Genomic DNA, 14,982 nt, shown 5'->3' with positions numbered 1-14,982 from the left:
GTCCTCCCAAAATGCCCATTTGCGGGCGATATGAAATCCGTTTCGCGGCCGTTCAGCTTGCGCGGCGTGGGCGTTGCAGCAGCACGGCCAGAATGATGATGACGCCCTGGAAAGCCCCGTTGAGATACGGGCTGATAAAGCTCTGCAGGTTGAGGATATTGCCGATCAACCCCAGGATGATGACACCCACGACAGTGCCCCAGACGCGGCCATAGCCGCCCTTGAGGGTAGTGCCGCCGATGATCACTGCCGCGATGGCTTCGAGTTCCCAAAGCACACCGGTGGTGCTCGAGGCCGACCCCAGGCGCGGCACGTAGAGCAGCACGGCCACGGCGACCAGCACGCCCTGCAGGATGTATGTGATCAGCCGGACATTATCGACATTGATCGAGGAATAGCGGGCCACCTGCTCGTTGGAGCCGATGGCAGCGCAATGCCGGCCGAAGGCGGTGCGGCGCATGACGATCTCGCCGCCGATCGCCACCAGCGCGAAGACAAGTATGGGGTAAGGAATGCCCAGCAGGCCGTCGTAATAGACGGGGCGATAGACGTCGGCGACCTGGAAATTGAGCGACAGCGTGCCGCCATCGGCGAGGAAGGTCACCAGCGAGCGGAATATGCCCATCGTGCCCAAGGTAACGATGAAAGCCTCGATGCGGCCGCGTGTGATCATCAGGCCATTGCCAACACCGGCAACACCACCGAGCAGAATACCGGCGGCCATGCCGGCAAGGATCACGCCCCAGCCGATGCCGAAGGTGGGGATCAGCCAGTTCATCACCATGATCATGACCCCGGCAATCACCGCCGCCATCGAGCCGACCGACAGGTCGAGCCCGCCCGAAGTGATGACGAAGGTCGCGCCAATGGCGATGATGCCGATGAAGCTGGATCTGGCCAGAACATTGGTGAGGTTGTTGTAGCTGAGGAAATTCTCGTTCAGCCCGATGCCCAGGAGCACCAGCAGGGCCAGCGCGACAAGGGGACCAACGGTCTTCAGATCCAGCTTGAGGCCGGTGCGCGCCTTGGGCGCTATTTCAGGCGCTGATACGCTCATCGTGTCCACTCTGCTTGATGCCCGCGGCGTACCGCATGATTTCTTCTTCGGTGATCTCGGCGCCTTCGAGCACGCCCGCGATCCGGCCCTGGCGCATCACCACGACGCGGTGGCTGAGCCCAATCACTTCCTGCAATTCGGAGGAGATGACGATCACCGATTTGCCCTCGGCGGCCAGCGCCGCGATGATGTGATAAATCTGCTGCTTGGTGCCGACATCGATGCCGCGGGTCGGCTCATCCATGATGATGATGTCGGGCTCGCTTTCCATGGTCTTGCCCAGCATCAGCTTCTGCTGATTGCCGCCTGAAAGGCGCCCGACCGCCACCGAGGCGTCGCGAGCGCGGATGTCGAAGCGCCGGACAGCCCTGTCAAGCGCGCGCTGCTCGCTGGACGTATCGAGAAATCCTGCCCGCAGGTGTTTGCTGAGCGTCAGCAGCGTCAAATTCGGCCGCAGACCCATGTTGAGCAGCAGACCCTTGCCCTTGCGATCCTTGGTCATATAGGCGAGCCCGGCATCCACCGATTGCGCCACGCGGGTGAAGTTCACGGCCTGGTCGTCGAGCGCGACCTCTCCGGCTAGCCGGTGCGTCAGGCCGACTACGGCTTCGGCGACCGCCGTTCGCCCGGACCCGATCAAACCGGCAAAGCCGAGTATTTCGCCGCGCCGCAACTCGAAGGAAATGTCTGTCACCGACTTGGTCTGCAGCCCGGCAACGCGCAGAACCACCGGCGCATCCACGTCCGGTTCATGCTTGGGCGGATAGAGGTTGGACAGTTCGCGTCCCACCATCATCTGCGCGATGCTGTCCGGGGTCAGGGCCTCGGTGCCGACAGTAGCGATTAATTGACCGTCGCGCAGCACCGTGACCCGATTGGCCAGTTCCATGATTTCGTCGAGCTTGTGGGAAATGAACACCACGGCCACGCCCCGCGCCGTCAGGCGGCGGATTTGCTCGAACAGCGTCTGGGTTTCGCCCACCGAAAGCACTGCCGTGGGCTCATCCATGATCAGGACACGCGCATCCCGGCTGATGGCCTTGGCGATCTCGACCATTTGCTTGTCGGCGACGGACAGGCTCGAAATCCGGGCGTCGGGATCCACCGTCACATGCAGCGTTTCCATGATGGCCGCTGCCCGCCGGCGCATTTCGCCAACATCGAGAAATGGTCCGCGCTTCAGTTCGCGACCCAGAAAGATGGAGTCGGCGACCGTGAGGTGCTCGGCCAGGTTGAGTTCCTGGTGGATGAGTACGATGCCCAGGGCTTCGGCCTTGCCGTCCGGCGGCAGCACAACAGTCTCGCCATCGAAAGCGATCGAACCCGAAGTCGGCTGCTCGATGCCCGATAGAATTTTGATCAGCGTCGACTTGCCGGCGCCGTTTTCGCCGATGATGGCATGCACTTCGCCGGGCGCAATGTCGTAGTCGATGCTGAACAGCACCGGAATTTCGCCGAATGACTTGGAGATGCGGTTGGCCGACAGAATCGGCTGGGCGGACTTTGCCTGCTCTTCAACCATGCCAGAACCCCTCCCCCGAGCCGGGCCCGCTTGCTGCGACGCTCTCTGCTCAACCGATGATGTAAAGGTTTTCATGAATGATGTAAAGGTTTACAGTGATCGAATTGTGAGGAACCTTTCGGATCGCGCTGGCGGCGCCGGATTGATCTGCTAAGGGCTGGAGCGCGCTGGATTTGTGGAGGTCCGGCGTGGAGGGCGGAGCGCCAAGTGCAGCAACAAAAGCTGGCCACCATTGAAGATGTCGCGGCCATGGCTGGCGTCTCCATCGCCACGGTCAGCCGCGCCATCAACGAGCCGACAAAGGTTGCCGATGCCACGCGGCGCCGGGTCTCCGACGCCATTGCGCGTACCGGCTACACCACCAATGCCATGGCGCGCTCACTGCGGATGCGCCGCAGCAATATGATCCTCATACTGGCGCCGGACGTTGGCGACCCGAACTTCACCAACATCCTCGTCGGATTGGAAACCGAGGCCAGCAAGCGCGGCTATGGGCTCCTGATCGGCAATACCCAGAACGATCCGAGCCGCGAAACCGACTATCTGCGCTTTATCAGCTCGAACCAGGCCGATGGGCTGATCCTGTTTACCGGCCACCTGCCCTTTGGTCTCGGCCAGAGCCCTGCAGAGGCGCGCCTGCCGCCCATGGTCGCGGTCAATGAGCCGGTGATCGGCCAGGGTGTGCCGTTTGTCGGCGTGGACAATTTCGAAGGGGCCCGCGTCGCCACCGAGCACCTCATCTCCCAGGGGCACCGCCGCATCGCCTATGTCGGGCGCGCGCCCCATCGCGAAGTCAGCCGCCTGCGTGAAGAGGGGTATCGCGCCGCGCTTGCCGGAGCCGGTATCGCCGTCGAGCCGCGGCTGGTGATCGATGGTGAGGGCACCACCGAGAGCGGGCGCGCCGCCGCGGAACTGATGTTTGTGCGCGATGCGCTGCCCACCGCCTTCTTTTGCGTCAATGATGCCACGGCCATGGGGGTGATGATCGCCCTCAATGCACGGCGCTACGACCTGCCCCGGCAGTTTTCGATCATGGGCTTTGACGACATTTCCTTTGCCAGCTTCCTCACCCCGTCGCTGACGACGATGAAGCAGCCGCGTCACCGGATGGGAGAGGCGGCCATGGAACTGCTGCTCACCCTATTGGCCGGTGAGCAGCCGAAGTCGCGCGAAGTGCTGCTCAGGGCCGAGTTGATCGTCCGAAACTCGGTCACCCGGCCCGAACACGGCTAGGCCGCGCCCCCGTCCTTGCCCATGAGGCGATCAAGGATCGCATCGAACTGGACCATGGAGACATTGGCGCCCCACTCCATGCCGGTATCGACGGTCGCGTCGCGCATTTCGAAGTCGGGGAAATTCGAGATGGACCGGTAGTAGGTCTTGCCGTCCCTTTCCTCGAAATGGTGCTCCTCGTAATAGCGCTCGTCTTCCTCGAAGGCGCCTTCGACGACAAATGTATTGCGGATCAGATGCTTGGGCTCAACCGCAAGGTAGGTGCCGAACATCACCCACCGCGTGCCATCGGGCGACAGGCCGACAATGCGCCACTTGCCGCCGGTGCGCACGTCATACTCGACGACCTCGTTGTTGCCGAACCCCCACCAGTGGGCGACGTGTTCCTTTTCGGTCCACACCTTCCACACCAGCGCCAACGGGGCCGCGAACGTCCGCGACATGATGATGAGCGGCGCGTCGGTCGGCAATTCGGTCTTGAACGGGTTGGGAAAGGCCTGGTCATTCATGGTTGTAACCTCAGTTCCTGCTGTCGTTTTCGGGGGTTTGCAATTTGGTGAGATAGGCATCGAGTTGGTCGAGGTTCTGATCCCAGAACCTGCGGTAGAACTCGAGATAGGTCACGACCTGACGCATGGGCGCGGCCTCCAGTTTGCAGGGGCGGTATTGCGCATTGCGGCCGCGCGACACGAGGCCGGCGCTTTCCAGTACCTTGATGTGTTTGGACACCGCCGCGAGCGTCATTGGAAACGGCTCCGCCAGGTCGTTGACACTGGCCTCACCCCGGCTCAAGCGCGCCAGGATTGCTCGCCGCGTAGGATCGGCCAGGGCATTGAGCGTCTGTGAGAGCGGGTCATCCGTCATAATTCAACCATTTAGTATTATACTATTCAGTTAAATACAGGATGTGCAAAGCGTCGTCAAGGCGGGGACACATGAAAATGGGGGCGATAGGCCGTCAGGCCCGCAGGGAAACGTCCATATAGTCGGACCAATCGATGCGGCCCGGCCGGCCGAGCAGGAAGCCCTGGGCTTCGTTGCAGCCTTCCTCGCGCAGCACGTCGAACTGGGCTGATGTCTCGACGCCCTCGGCGAGCACCGGCACGGACAGGCTCCGGCCCAGCGCCAGGATCGCCCTGACAATGGCCTTCGACTGCTCGTTTGTTTCCACTTCAGACATGAAGGAACGATCGAGCTTGATCTTGTCGAAGGGGAAGCTGCGCAGCGTATCGAGCGAGGAATAGCCGGTGCCGAAATCATCGATGGCGATGGAAACGCCAAGGGTCTTTATCAGCCGCAGGATGTGCAGTGCGCGCTTCTTGTCGGCAATGATTGCCGTTTCGGTGACTTCCAGTTCCAGCCGCTCGGGCGCCAGGCCGGATTGGAACAGCACCATGCGCACCATGTCCACGAGTTCGAGCTGGGCCAGTTGCAATCCCGAAACATTGACGGCGATCTTGTGGGGCTCCGGCCAGGCAGCGGCCTCGCGGCATGCCGTCTTCAACACCCAGGCGCCAATGGCGGCAATGGCGCCGCATTCTTCGGCAACGGGTATGAAATCCGCCGGGGAGACGGGGCCGAATCCGGGGCGGTCCCAGCGGATCAGCACTTCATAGCCGGTGACCTCCGACGTCGAGACCGAACGCTGCACCTGATAGACCAGCGTGAATGCGTCCTCCTCCAGCGCCGTCCAGATATCGCGGGCCATTGCCCGGCGCTGGCGCGCATATTCGTCCATCTCGCTTTCATAGTAGCAGACGCGCTGATCGAAATCGGCCTTGGCACGATACATGGCCAGGTCGGCATTGCTCAGCAGCTTTGAGCGGTCGGCACCATCATCGGGATAGATGGCGACGCCGATACTGCCGCCGGTGGCCAGTTCCACATCGCCATAAGGGACCCGGCCAGAAACGGTGCTTTCGATGCGTTGCAGGAAGTCGCGCAATGCGTCCATGTTGGTGAATGGCTTGAAGGCGGAAAACTCGTCGCCGCCGACGCGGCCGACCACTTCACCCTCGCGCAGAATTCTGGTTAGTCCTTCGGCCAGGTTGATGAGCACATGGTCGCCGGCCTCGTGGCCATAAGTGTCGTTGATCTCCTTGAAGCCGTCGAGATCGATGGCGATCACCGCAAGATTGTCGTCGCCACCCTCGGCATCTCTCAGCGCCACATCCAGCAATTGGTCGAAACGGGCCCGATTGGGCAGGCCGGTCAGGGCATCGTGCTGGGCCATATGAGTAATGGCGGCCTCGCGCCGACGGTCCTCGGAAATGTCTTCGACGGTCGTCACCCAGGCGCCGCCATCGATAGCGCTGTGCCGGATCCGCAGGACTATGTTGGCACCCAGGGCCTCGATCGCCTCGCCGCCACCACGACGCGAGAGGTCCAAATGGCGCTCTGCCAGTTCATGCGCCAACAGCTTCGTGTCCGATGACGGCCGATCCTGCGTGGCCAGCGCCAGTTCGCAGATGCGCTCAAGATGCAGGCCGGTGAGATCAAGGTCTGCCGGCAAGGACAGAATATCGAGCAGCTTCCGGTTGCTGATCTGCAGGCGACCATCGGCACCGAACAGGGCGAGGCCGTGTCCGATATTGGTAATGGCCAGTTGCAGCTTGCTGGCCATTTCGTTGAGGCGCTCGGCATCGGCAAGCTCGCGGGCCTGCTCGCGCGCCGTGCGCCGCCGGTCGGCTTCATCCAGGACCATGGCACCAAGAGCGGCCGCCAGCAGCAAAAGCGATATGACCGCCACCACCACCGCCAGGATGCCGCCATTGATCTGGCTGTTCCCGAACATGAGCGGGAAGCAAAGACTGAAATCGGCCGCGCCCATGGCGGTGAAATGCATGGCGCAGATCGCCAGGGTCAGAAGCAGTGCGCCGAGCGTCACCCCGCGCCAGCCACGGCCCATGGCCGCCATAACGGCCAGCGCAGACAGGATGATCCCGGCCAGCACCGAGGCCGTCACCATGCTCGGGTCCCAGCGCAGCGTGCCACCCATGACCAGCGCGGCGATGCCGACATAGTGCATGGAGGAAATGCCGACACCGACCACCGCCCCGCCCAATAGGTGATCGCGCCGGCCGGAGCCGAAAATGACCAGGGTCAGTCCGGCCCCGCAGATGAGAACGGCGATCAAGAGGGATACGGCCGTGAGGCCAATGTCGTAGGAAAACTCAAATCCGGGGCGGAAGGCGAGCACCGCGACAAAATGCGTCGCCCAAATACCGAACCCGACTGACAGCGCCGAAACAGCGTGCCACACCCAGCGCAGCCGGCCCGTAAGGCGATGGGCATGCCGCATCAGGCTGACGCAGGCATAGGCCGACACCAGGCACACCAAAGCCGCCAGCGCCACGAACCGCACATCGTGCACATTGAGAAAGAAATGGACCAACGACGCCATACAACCCGCCTACTTCCCCGGCGCAATCTAAGGACTTCTCCTTACCGTTGGGTTACGGAGAAGCGGTGGGCGCCTGCGGGGTGAAGGCGATGGGGGATTGAGCTGGCAGGGTTCTGGCTGGGGCGCCAGGATTCGAACCTGGGAATGGCGGTACCAAAAACCGCTGCCTTACCACTTGGCGACGCCCCATCCGGCGCGGTTCCTACACGGTTTGCCCGTGGTCCGCAACACGGCGATGCCTTCCAAGAAAAGGTTGTCGGAGCCGCTTGAACACAAAGGGCCGCGCGGCTATAACGCCGCCACATCAAGACGGCCCGGCCAGCGCCTGGCAGCATCCCGAACGTCTCGATTTTGACGGAGTATAGCGCAGCCTGGTAGCGCACCTGCTTCGGGAGCAGGGGGTCGAGTGTTCGAATCACTCTACTCCGACCAATCAACCCCGGTCTCGCAAGAGGCCGGGGTTTTTCGTTTCGCCGAGGGAACTGGCCGATTGCCCGAATGAGATCGCGGCGCTCTGCCCTCCGGTAAAAGCTCCATGGGGAAAGTGGCCGCGGGTGCTTGGCCGGGCGGGCTCATCTGGCTAAAGCAGAAGCGCTGAGGCGCCGCAGGCTGGCGCTCACCATCGGGGGCCGACGACATGAAATTGACCGCACTGTTGACGACAACGGCAGCGGCTGTGCTGGCGGGCCTGGCGAGCGGGACGCTACTGGCCCAGGAAACGGTGCTGGGGCCCATCGTCATTGTCGGCGGATTGTCGCCGATGGAAGAAACCGAACTCGGCCGGTCCTATACCGTCATCGGCTCCGATACGCTTGATACAGGCAAGCCAGCTTATCTGGCCGATATCCTGCGCCAGGTTCCGGGGCTGGCGGTCTCGCAGAGCGGCTCCCCCGGCGGCATCACGCAGGTGCGGGTGCGCGGCTCGGAAGCGAATCATGTGCTGGTGCTCATCGATGGCGTGCCCGTCAGCGAGACCTCGACGGGAGAGGTGGATTTCGGGCGCCTGCAGATCGACCATGTCGAGCGCATCGAGGTGCTGCGCGGCCCGCAGAGCGCGTTCTGGGGCGCAAATGCCATGGCAGGCGTCGTCAATATCGTGACCAAGGGCGGCGACCGGGCCGGTCCGCGCGTATCACTGGGCAGCGAAGTCGGCAGCGATGGCACGGTCATGGGCAGCGCGCTTGTCCAGGCAGGGCAGGACAATTTTGACGGCGCGGTGTCCCTCACCGTGCGGCACACCGAGGGCTTCAACATCTCGAGCTTTGGCTCCGAGCTTGATGGCGCCACCCATATCAATGCCGGCGCGCGGTTCACGGCCGATGTCACGCCCTATCTCACCCTCGACGGTACGCTGCGCTACGGCAAAACCAATGCCGACTTCGATGGCACCGACTACGTCTTCGGCAGCCCCACCTATGGACGCGTGGTCGACACGCTCGACAGGACCGAGGTCGAGGAACTGTTCGGCGCGCTCGGCGCAGACTGGATCAGCGAGGACGGGTTGTGGACGCAGAAGGGCCGGTTCAGCGCCGGTGGCATTACCCGCGACAATATCAACGATGCAGGCATCCTCGATGCCGCACTGGCCGGTGAGCGCTACAAGGGCTCCTACCAAATCGGCCGCACGTTCGAGACGCCCGAACTGGCGGGCAGCGAGCACACGATCACGCTGGGCTATGACCTGGTGCACGAGACATTCCGGCAACTGCCCTCCGCCGGCATATTCGACCCCAGTCAGCTCACGCCGCAGGATCGCACCACCCATTCCCTGATCGGGGAGTATCGCGGGCGCTTTGCTGACCAGTTCTATCTCACGGCTGCACTGCGCCACGACTTCAACGACGATTTCGGCGATGCCACCACCTATAGCGTCAGCGGCGCCTGGCAGGTGCCGTCAAGCGACACCAAGCTCCATGCATCGGTCGGCACCGGATCGACCAATCCGACCTTTTACGAGCAGTTCGGCTACACTCCGGGGACCTTTGTGGGGAACCCAAATCTGCTGCCGGAAACCAGTTTTGGCTGGGACATCGGCGTCGAACAGACGCTGCTCGATGGTCTGGTCGTGCTCGATGCCACCTATTTCAACCAGAACCTCGAAAACGAGATTACCGCGCTCTATTTCCCGGTCACCACGGTGACCAACGACCCGGGCATCAGTACGCGGCAAGGCGTGGAACTTTCGGCGAGCCTCGCGCTCATCGAGGGGCTGACGCTCGGCGCCAGCTATACCTATACCGATGCCCGCAATGCCGATGGCAGCCAGGAAATCCGCCGGCCGCGTCATATGGGGGCGGTCAATCTGAGCTATGGATTTGTCGAAGTGCCACTGACGCTCCATGCCGAAGCCATTTTCAATGGCGACATGCTGGATACCGATTTTTCCAGCTTCCCCTACGCCAATGTCACGCTGCCGGCCTATACGGTCGTCAATGCCGGACTGAGCTACGAGGTCAGCGACCAGCTGGAAGTCTATGGTCGCGTTGAAAATCTGTTCGACGCCCAATACAACGAACAACTCGACATCAACACGGCCGGCCGCACCTTCTACCTGGGTGCCAAGGCCAGCTTCTAGTCCGGGCTGGACATGTAACCAGCGATCCGGGCGCGTACACCGGATCAAGCCATGGCCATGAACAGCCGTTTCTCGCATCTGACACGGCTGCTGCTGCCAATCGGCCTGATGGTGCTGGTGATGGCCTGCGTCACTCCGGTGGCCTTCGCGCAGGATAGCGCGCCACAGCCTACCGCGGTTCAGGATGATGCCGATGCTGTGCCCGATAGCACGGCACCTGGCGCGCCTTCTCTGGCCCAGGACCAGGTGGCGCGCCCGCACGATCTTTCCCTGAGAGGCATGATCGAGCAGGCCGATATCGTGGTCAAAGCCGTCATGGCCTGGCTGGCTTTCTGTGCCTTTGTGACCTGGGTCATCCTGGTCGCGAAGGGCATCGAAACCATCGGCGCCACCGCAGCCGCGCGGCGCGTCCTCACAAAACTGAAGGATGCGCGTAGCCTCGATGATGCCGCATCCGCCTTGGCCCGCCTCAGGGATCACCCTGCCCACCTGGTTGCCGCGGCCCGGGACGAAGTCGAGGCATCCATCACAGCGGCCGGGCCATCGGGCGGCGCTGGCCTTCTGGATCGGGTGCATTCCCGGCTCGCCCGGTTGCGCGCCGGCGCAGCGCGAAAACTGGCGCGCGGCACCGGCATTCTGGCGAGCATTGGTGCAACGGCGCCATTTGTCGGTCTGTTCGGGACCGTCTGGGGCATCATGAACGCCTTTATTGGCATTTCGGAAGCCCAGACCACCAATCTGGCAGTTGTCGCGCCGGGCATTGCAGAGGCCCTGCTGGCGACGGCCATGGGGCTCATCGCCGCTATTCCCGCTGTCATTTTCTACAACATCTTTTCGCGGGCCAATGCCGGCTACCGTCATGGCCTTGCCGATATCGCCGCCGCGATCGAACGGCTCGTTTCTCGTGACCTGGACCGGCGTTCGGGCAATGCCGGGGAGGCCAGGTGATGGCCGCACGCCCCCGCTGGGCCGAGGAGCCCGATGACGACGCTGACGAATTGCACGAGATCAACGTCACCCCGTTCATCGATGTGATGCTCGTGCTCCTGATCGTCTTCATGGTGGCCGCGCCACTGGCAACCGTGACCTTGCCGGTCAACCTGCCGGCTTTGGGCGCAACCACGCCACCGCCCGATGACGATCCGATCCAGCTGACGCTGGATGCGGACCTAACGATGACACTGGGAGCCGAGGACATTGAGCTGGCCCAGCTTGCGGCCGCGCTCAATGTCCTCACACAAGGCGATCGGGATCGCCGGATATTTATCCAGGCCGATCGCAGCGTGGCCTATGGCCATGTGGCCGAACTTCTCCAACGCATCCGTGACGCCGGCTATTGGCAGATCGCGCTGGTCGGCATGGAGAGCAGGGATGCCGCGCCCGAGGCGGCGCCGTCGCCGTGAGACGCGGGCCGGTTGGCTCTGATACCGCCGCGGGCCACATTGGTGCCGAGCTTGGCCGGTGGGCATTTGCCGTCCTGGTGACCGGCCTCACGGCGGGTGCGGCGGCCCACTGGATCTGGACAAGCGGCGAATTGGGCGGCGCAGGTTCCGGACGCGCCGAGGCGATTGCTGTCGAAGTCGTCCTCGCATCGGAGCAGGCGCCCCCGGCTGCCACGGAGCAACCCGCGCCGCCTCAGCCGGCAACGGAACCGCCGCGCGCCAACCCGGTTGAAGCCGCTCCAACCCCAATCGCAGACAGCACCGCCGAGCCGCAATCCGAATTGCCGGAACCTGCCCCGGAGCCGGATAGTTCCGTGTCGAAGGTCCAGGCGAGCGAGCAATTTTCAGAAGCTGCGCCGATGGCTCCGGAACCGCCTTCCGCCGCAGCGCTGCTGACGAACCCGCAGGTCTCGTCGCCCGAAGCGGCGATTGCGTCCGCGCCGCCGGGCGTGCCGCTCCCCATGCCGCGACCGGTTCGACCGGACGAGATCGCGCCCCCGCCCAAGGCCGTCCCGCTGCCCATGGCGCCGTCGCCGCAATTGCAGGCTTCGCGAACTGCCACGCCCGCGACAGTGCATCAACGCCCGTCCACCCCACCGCCCTCTCCCGCCGCCTCGCCGGCCGCCGCCACAGCACCGACGGCGAGCGCAACGGCGGCGCCTGCCCGGGAGGCGGCGCCGCAGGTTTCGGCCTCCGCCGAACAGGCATGGCAGGGACGCGTGATCGCGCACCTCTATCGCCGGCGGGACTATCCCGCCTCGGCGCAGCGCAGCCGGTTGCAGGGCACAGCAACCCTGCGGTTCCGCATCGATGCCAGCGGTCGCGTTCTCTCCGCCCAAATTGCCCGCTCGTCCGGACACGGCGTGCTGGATGAGGCGGTCATGTCCATGATCGCCCGGGCCTCGCCCGTCCCTGCCCCGCCCCAGGGCCTGGCGGGCGACAAGCTCACCCTGGTCGTCCCCATCGAGTTTGCCCTGCGCTGAGCGCCAGCCTGCTCACAACCGCGTCAGTCCAACGCAAACATCACGCCTTGCCTTCCCGATTGAAGCTTGCTAATACGTATCAATGCTAATACGCATTAGCAATCGGGAGGACGATCTTGTCACCTTCAAAGCGGCTCACGCAGAAGGACATTGCGCAACTGGCGGGCGTCAGTCAGGCGACCGTGTCGCTGGTGCTCAATGGCACGCCCGACAGCCGCAATCGCATCCCCATGGACACAAGGGAGCGCGTGGAAAAGGTGATCCGCGACACGGGATATGTTGCCGATCCGGTGGCGCGCCGCATGGTCAAAGGCCTCAACCGTATCCTCGGCGTCTTCACCTACGAGCCCGCCTTCCCTTCCGGCCAGGCCGACTTCTTCACGCCCTTCCTCTTCGGTATCGAAGAAGCCGCGCAATCTCTCGGTTATGACCTGCTCCTGCTCACCGGCGCCGGTCAGCAGCGCAAGATTTTCGGCGACAATGTCCGCCTGCGCCTCGCCGATGGTTGCGTCATCCTCGGCCGCAAGTTCGACAATACCGAGTTGGCTCGCCTGGTTGCCGGCGACTTCCCCTTCGTCGCCGTCGGCCGCCGCGACGATGCCGGCGGTCCCGTTCCCTATGTCGGTGGCGACTACGCGCCAGCCACGGCGGCGCTCGTCGAGCGCGCCAAGGCCCTCGGGCATCGCCGCATCGCCTATGTCGGCCTCAATGAGGGCGCCGAATCCACGGTCGATCGCTGGTACGGCTTTTCGCGCTCCGTCGGTGAAGCCGAACTCGTCACCTCGATCTTTGCGGTTGGACGCCCCCCCAACGAAGTCCTCGATATCCTGTTGTCGGCCGGCGCCACCTGCGTTTTCGTCACCGAACTGGCCGACGCCATCGCCATCGAGCACGCCGCCCGCACCCGCGGCCTCTCCATCCCAGACGATCTCTCCATCGTCGTGCTCGGCAATCATATCCGCGCCGAGGAGCCTGGACGCCGCTTCACCTCATTCGCCATCCCGCGCGAGGCCATGGCCCGCGCCGCTACGGAAATGCTGGTCCGCCGCGTCGAACACGATGCGCCGGTCGAACAGCTTCTCCTCCATTGCGAGCCGCTTGAGGGCGACACCCTTGGCGCTCCTCCCTCCAAGACCAAGAAGACCAAATGACCAAAGAACTCTCCGCTGATCTGCTCGTCGTTGGTGGAGGCCTGGGTGGCGTCGCCGCCGCTCTTGGCGCCCTGCGCTCGGGCCGCACCGTCATTCTCACTGAAGAGTTCGACTGGCTCGGCGGCCAGCTCACCAGCCAGGCCGTGCCGCCTGATGAGCATTCCTGGGTCGAGCAGTTTGGCGTCACCCGCTCCTATCGTCAGTTGCGCAATGGCATCCGCCAATATTACCGCGATCACTATCCCCTGACTGCCGAAAGCCGCGCCTGGGGCGATCTCAATCCCGGCGCTGGCTGGGTCAGCCGCCTTTGTGCCGAGCCGCGCGTTGGCCTCGCTGTCATCGAGGGCATGTTGGCCCCCTGGCGCGGGGGTGGCCAGCTTCGCGTCCTGCGGCCCTACCTGCCGATCGCGGCCGATGTGGTGGGCGACACGGTCCGCGCCATCACGCTCCGCCACCGCGACACCGGCGCCGAGATCACAGTCTCGGCCGCCTATGTCGTGGACGCCACCGAACTCGGCGATCTGCTGCCTCTGACCGGCACCGAATATGCCAAGGGCTTTGAGGCCCAGTCCGACACCGGTGAACCCAGCGCACCCGAAACTACCCAGCCCGACAATGTTCAGGCCGTCTCCGTCTGCTTTGCCATCGACCACGTCGAGGGCAACCAGGTGATCGACAAACCGGCCAATTACGATTTCTGGCGCCAGTATCAGCCCGATTTCTGGGGTGGCCCCTTGCTCGGCTTCAAGGCACCACATCCGCGCACCCTCGAAATCACCGAGCGCAGCTTTACCCCGAATCCGGATGACGATCCGCTTCTGGTCGACGCCGACCAGCGCCGCAATCCCGGCGACGGCAATCTCTGGACCTTTCGCCGGATCGCCGCGCGCCGCAATTTCGTGCCCGGCGCCTATGGCTCCGACATCTGCCTCGTGAACTGGCCGATGATCGACTACATGCTCGGCTCCATCATCGATGTTTCCGAGGAAGAAAAGGCCGCGCACCTGAAATCGGCCGCCGACCTCTCCTATTCGGTGTTCTATTGGCTCCAGACCGAGGCGCCCCGTCTCGATGGCGGCCAGGGTTTCCCTGGTCTGCGCCTGCGCGGTGACATCACCGGCACCGGCCATGGCCTCGCCATGGCGCCCTATATCCGCGAGAGCCGGCGCATCCTGCCGGTCACCCGCATTGTCGAACAGGACGTCTCGATGACGATCCACGGCAATGCGCTCTCGAAGCACTATCGCGACAGCGTCGGCATCGGCATGTACCGCATCGACCTTCACCCCTCGACGGGCGGCGACAATTATGTCGACGTCGAGTCCGCGCCCTTCGAAATCCCGCTCGGCTCGCTGCTGCCACGCCGGGTGAAGAACCTGCTTGCCGGCGGCAAGAACATGGGCACGACCCACATCACCAATGGCTGCTACCGGCTGCATCCGGTCGAGTGGAATGTCGGCGAAGTCGCTGGCCTGCTTGCCGCGCATTGCCTCAACAACGGCCTCAGCCCGCATCAGGTGCAGGCAGACGACGCCAAGCTCACAGATTTCCAGGCACGGCTCTATGCGGAAGGCATCGAAATCCGCTGGCCTGACGTGCGTGGCTACTGACCAAAA

12 protein-coding genes and 2 tRNA genes are annotated in these 14,982 nt (G+C 63.6%); 8 read left to right on the top strand and 6 right to left on the bottom strand.

Translation table 11 applies throughout. The features are described from left to right. Positions 1-52: 52 nt before the first annotated feature. On the bottom strand, positions 53-1,057 hold the full coding sequence (locus KIT02_RS17285; RefSeq protein ID WP_297580519.1) for an ABC transporter permease: 1,005 nt from the start codon (positions 1,055-1,057) through the stop codon (positions 53-55). After that, positions 1,038-2,579 (bottom strand): sugar ABC transporter ATP-binding protein, encoded by a 1,542-nt coding sequence (locus KIT02_RS17280; RefSeq protein WP_297580517.1) that lies wholly within the window; start codon positions 2,577-2,579, stop codon positions 1,038-1,040. Before KIT02_RS17280 ends, KIT02_RS17285 begins: the two co-directional genes overlap by 20 nt. 207 nt (positions 2,580-2,786) lie before the next feature. Between KIT02_RS17280 and KIT02_RS17275 the strand changes: the two genes are divergently transcribed. Then, the gene (locus KIT02_RS17275) at positions 2,787-3,812 is read left to right on the top strand and encodes a LacI family DNA-binding transcriptional regulator (protein WP_297580515.1); all 1,026 of its coding nucleotides are present in this window, start codon (positions 2,787-2,789) and stop codon (positions 3,810-3,812) included. Here KIT02_RS17275 and KIT02_RS17270 read toward each other — a convergent pair. The 4 genes from KIT02_RS17270 to KIT02_RS17255 all read right to left on the bottom strand — a co-directional run bounded on the left by KIT02_RS17270 (position 3,809) and on the right by KIT02_RS17255 (position 7,404). Further along, positions 3,809-4,321, bottom strand: a complete 513-nt coding sequence (locus KIT02_RS17270; RefSeq protein WP_297580513.1) for an SRPBCC domain-containing protein — start codon at positions 4,319-4,321, stop codon at positions 3,809-3,811. The two genes, KIT02_RS17275 and KIT02_RS17270, sit on opposite strands and share 4 nt — an antisense overlap. Before the next feature lie 10 nt (positions 4,322-4,331). Next, the gene (locus KIT02_RS17265) at positions 4,332-4,676 is read right to left on the bottom strand and encodes a metalloregulator ArsR/SmtB family transcription factor (protein WP_297580511.1); all 345 of its coding nucleotides are present in this window, start codon (positions 4,674-4,676) and stop codon (positions 4,332-4,334) included. 94 nt (positions 4,677-4,770) lie between these two features. Next, positions 4,771-7,215: an EAL domain-containing protein gene (locus tag KIT02_RS17260; RefSeq protein WP_297580509.1), complete on the bottom strand. Its 2,445-nt coding sequence runs from the start codon at positions 7,213-7,215 to the stop codon at positions 4,771-4,773. A 114-nt stretch (positions 7,216-7,329) separates the two neighbouring features. Continuing rightward, positions 7,330-7,404, bottom strand: a tRNA-Gln gene (locus KIT02_RS17255). Between the two features lie 166 nt (positions 7,405-7,570). On the opposite strand from KIT02_RS17255, the gene KIT02_RS17250 reads away from it, so the two are divergent. The 7 genes from KIT02_RS17250 (at position 7,571) to KIT02_RS17220 (ending at position 14,976) form a co-directional block, all read left to right on the top strand. After that, positions 7,571-7,647 (top strand) — tRNA-Pro (locus KIT02_RS17250). A gap of 205 nt (positions 7,648-7,852) precedes the next feature. After that, a complete protein-coding gene (locus tag KIT02_RS17245) occupies positions 7,853-9,790 on the top strand; it encodes a TonB-dependent receptor (protein WP_297580507.1) in 1,938 nt (645 codons plus the stop codon). A 51-nt stretch (positions 9,791-9,841) separates the two neighbouring features. Continuing rightward, positions 9,842-10,738 carry a tonB-system energizer ExbB gene (gene exbB / locus KIT02_RS17240; protein WP_297580505.1) on the top strand — a complete coding sequence of 299 codons (897 nt, stop codon included), beginning with the start codon at positions 9,842-9,844 and terminating at the stop codon, positions 10,736-10,738. Further along, positions 10,738-11,193 (top strand): biopolymer transporter ExbD, encoded by a 456-nt coding sequence (locus KIT02_RS17235; protein WP_297580503.1) that lies wholly within the window; start codon positions 10,738-10,740, stop codon positions 11,191-11,193. The genes exbB and KIT02_RS17235 overlap by 1 nt, the downstream gene beginning before the upstream one ends. Before the next feature lie 398 nt (positions 11,194-11,591). Next, positions 11,592-12,215 carry an energy transducer TonB gene (locus KIT02_RS17230; RefSeq protein WP_297580501.1) on the top strand — a complete coding sequence of 208 codons (624 nt, stop codon included), beginning with the start codon at positions 11,592-11,594 and terminating at the stop codon, positions 12,213-12,215. A 116-nt stretch (positions 12,216-12,331) separates the two neighbouring features. Then, positions 12,332-13,366, top strand: a complete 1,035-nt coding sequence (locus KIT02_RS17225; RefSeq protein ID WP_297580500.1) for a LacI family DNA-binding transcriptional regulator — start codon at positions 12,332-12,334, stop codon at positions 13,364-13,366. Next, on the top strand, positions 13,363-14,976 hold the full coding sequence (locus KIT02_RS17220) for an FAD-dependent oxidoreductase (RefSeq protein WP_297580498.1): 1,614 nt from the start codon (positions 13,363-13,365) through the stop codon (positions 14,974-14,976). The genes KIT02_RS17225 and KIT02_RS17220 overlap by 4 nt, the downstream gene beginning before the upstream one ends. The last annotated feature ends 6 nt before the right edge of the window (positions 14,977-14,982 follow it).

The sequence above is a fragment of the Devosia sp. genome (assembly GCF_025809055.1).
Lineage (GTDB): Bacteria > Pseudomonadota > Alphaproteobacteria > Rhizobiales > Devosiaceae > Devosia.
This window is presented reverse-complemented; position numbering and strand designations above follow the sequence as displayed.

What these genes read in the sequence shown, in the direction of transcription:
- KIT02_RS17285 (WP_297580519.1), bottom strand. Translation starts at nt 1,057, where the DNA reads ATGAGCGTATCAGCGCCTGAAATAGCGCCCAAGGCGCGCACCGGCCTC.
- KIT02_RS17280 (WP_297580517.1), bottom strand. Translation starts at nt 2,579, where the DNA reads ATGGTTGAAGAGCAGGCAAAGTCCGCCCAGCCGATTCTGTCGGCCAAC.
- KIT02_RS17270 (WP_297580513.1), bottom strand. Translation starts at nt 4,321, where the DNA reads ATGAATGACCAGGCCTTTCCCAACCCGTTCAAGACCGAATTGCCGACC.
- KIT02_RS17265 (WP_297580511.1), bottom strand. Translation starts at nt 4,676, where the DNA reads ATGACGGATGACCCGCTCTCACAGACGCTCAATGCCCTGGCCGATCCT.
- KIT02_RS17260 (WP_297580509.1), bottom strand. Translation starts at nt 7,215, where the DNA reads ATGGCGTCGTTGGTCCATTTCTTTCTCAATGTGCACGATGTGCGGTTC.
- KIT02_RS17245 (WP_297580507.1), top strand. Translation starts at nt 7,853, where the DNA reads ATGAAATTGACCGCACTGTTGACGACAACGGCAGCGGCTGTGCTGGCG.
- exbB (WP_297580505.1), top strand. Translation starts at nt 9,842, where the DNA reads ATGGCCATGAACAGCCGTTTCTCGCATCTGACACGGCTGCTGCTGCCA.
- KIT02_RS17235 (WP_297580503.1), top strand. Translation starts at nt 10,738, where the DNA reads ATGGCCGCACGCCCCCGCTGGGCCGAGGAGCCCGATGACGACGCTGAC.
- KIT02_RS17230 (WP_297580501.1), top strand. Translation starts at nt 11,592, where the DNA reads ATGGCTCCGGAACCGCCTTCCGCCGCAGCGCTGCTGACGAACCCGCAG.
- KIT02_RS17220 (WP_297580498.1), top strand. Translation starts at nt 13,363, where the DNA reads ATGACCAAAGAACTCTCCGCTGATCTGCTCGTCGTTGGTGGAGGCCTG.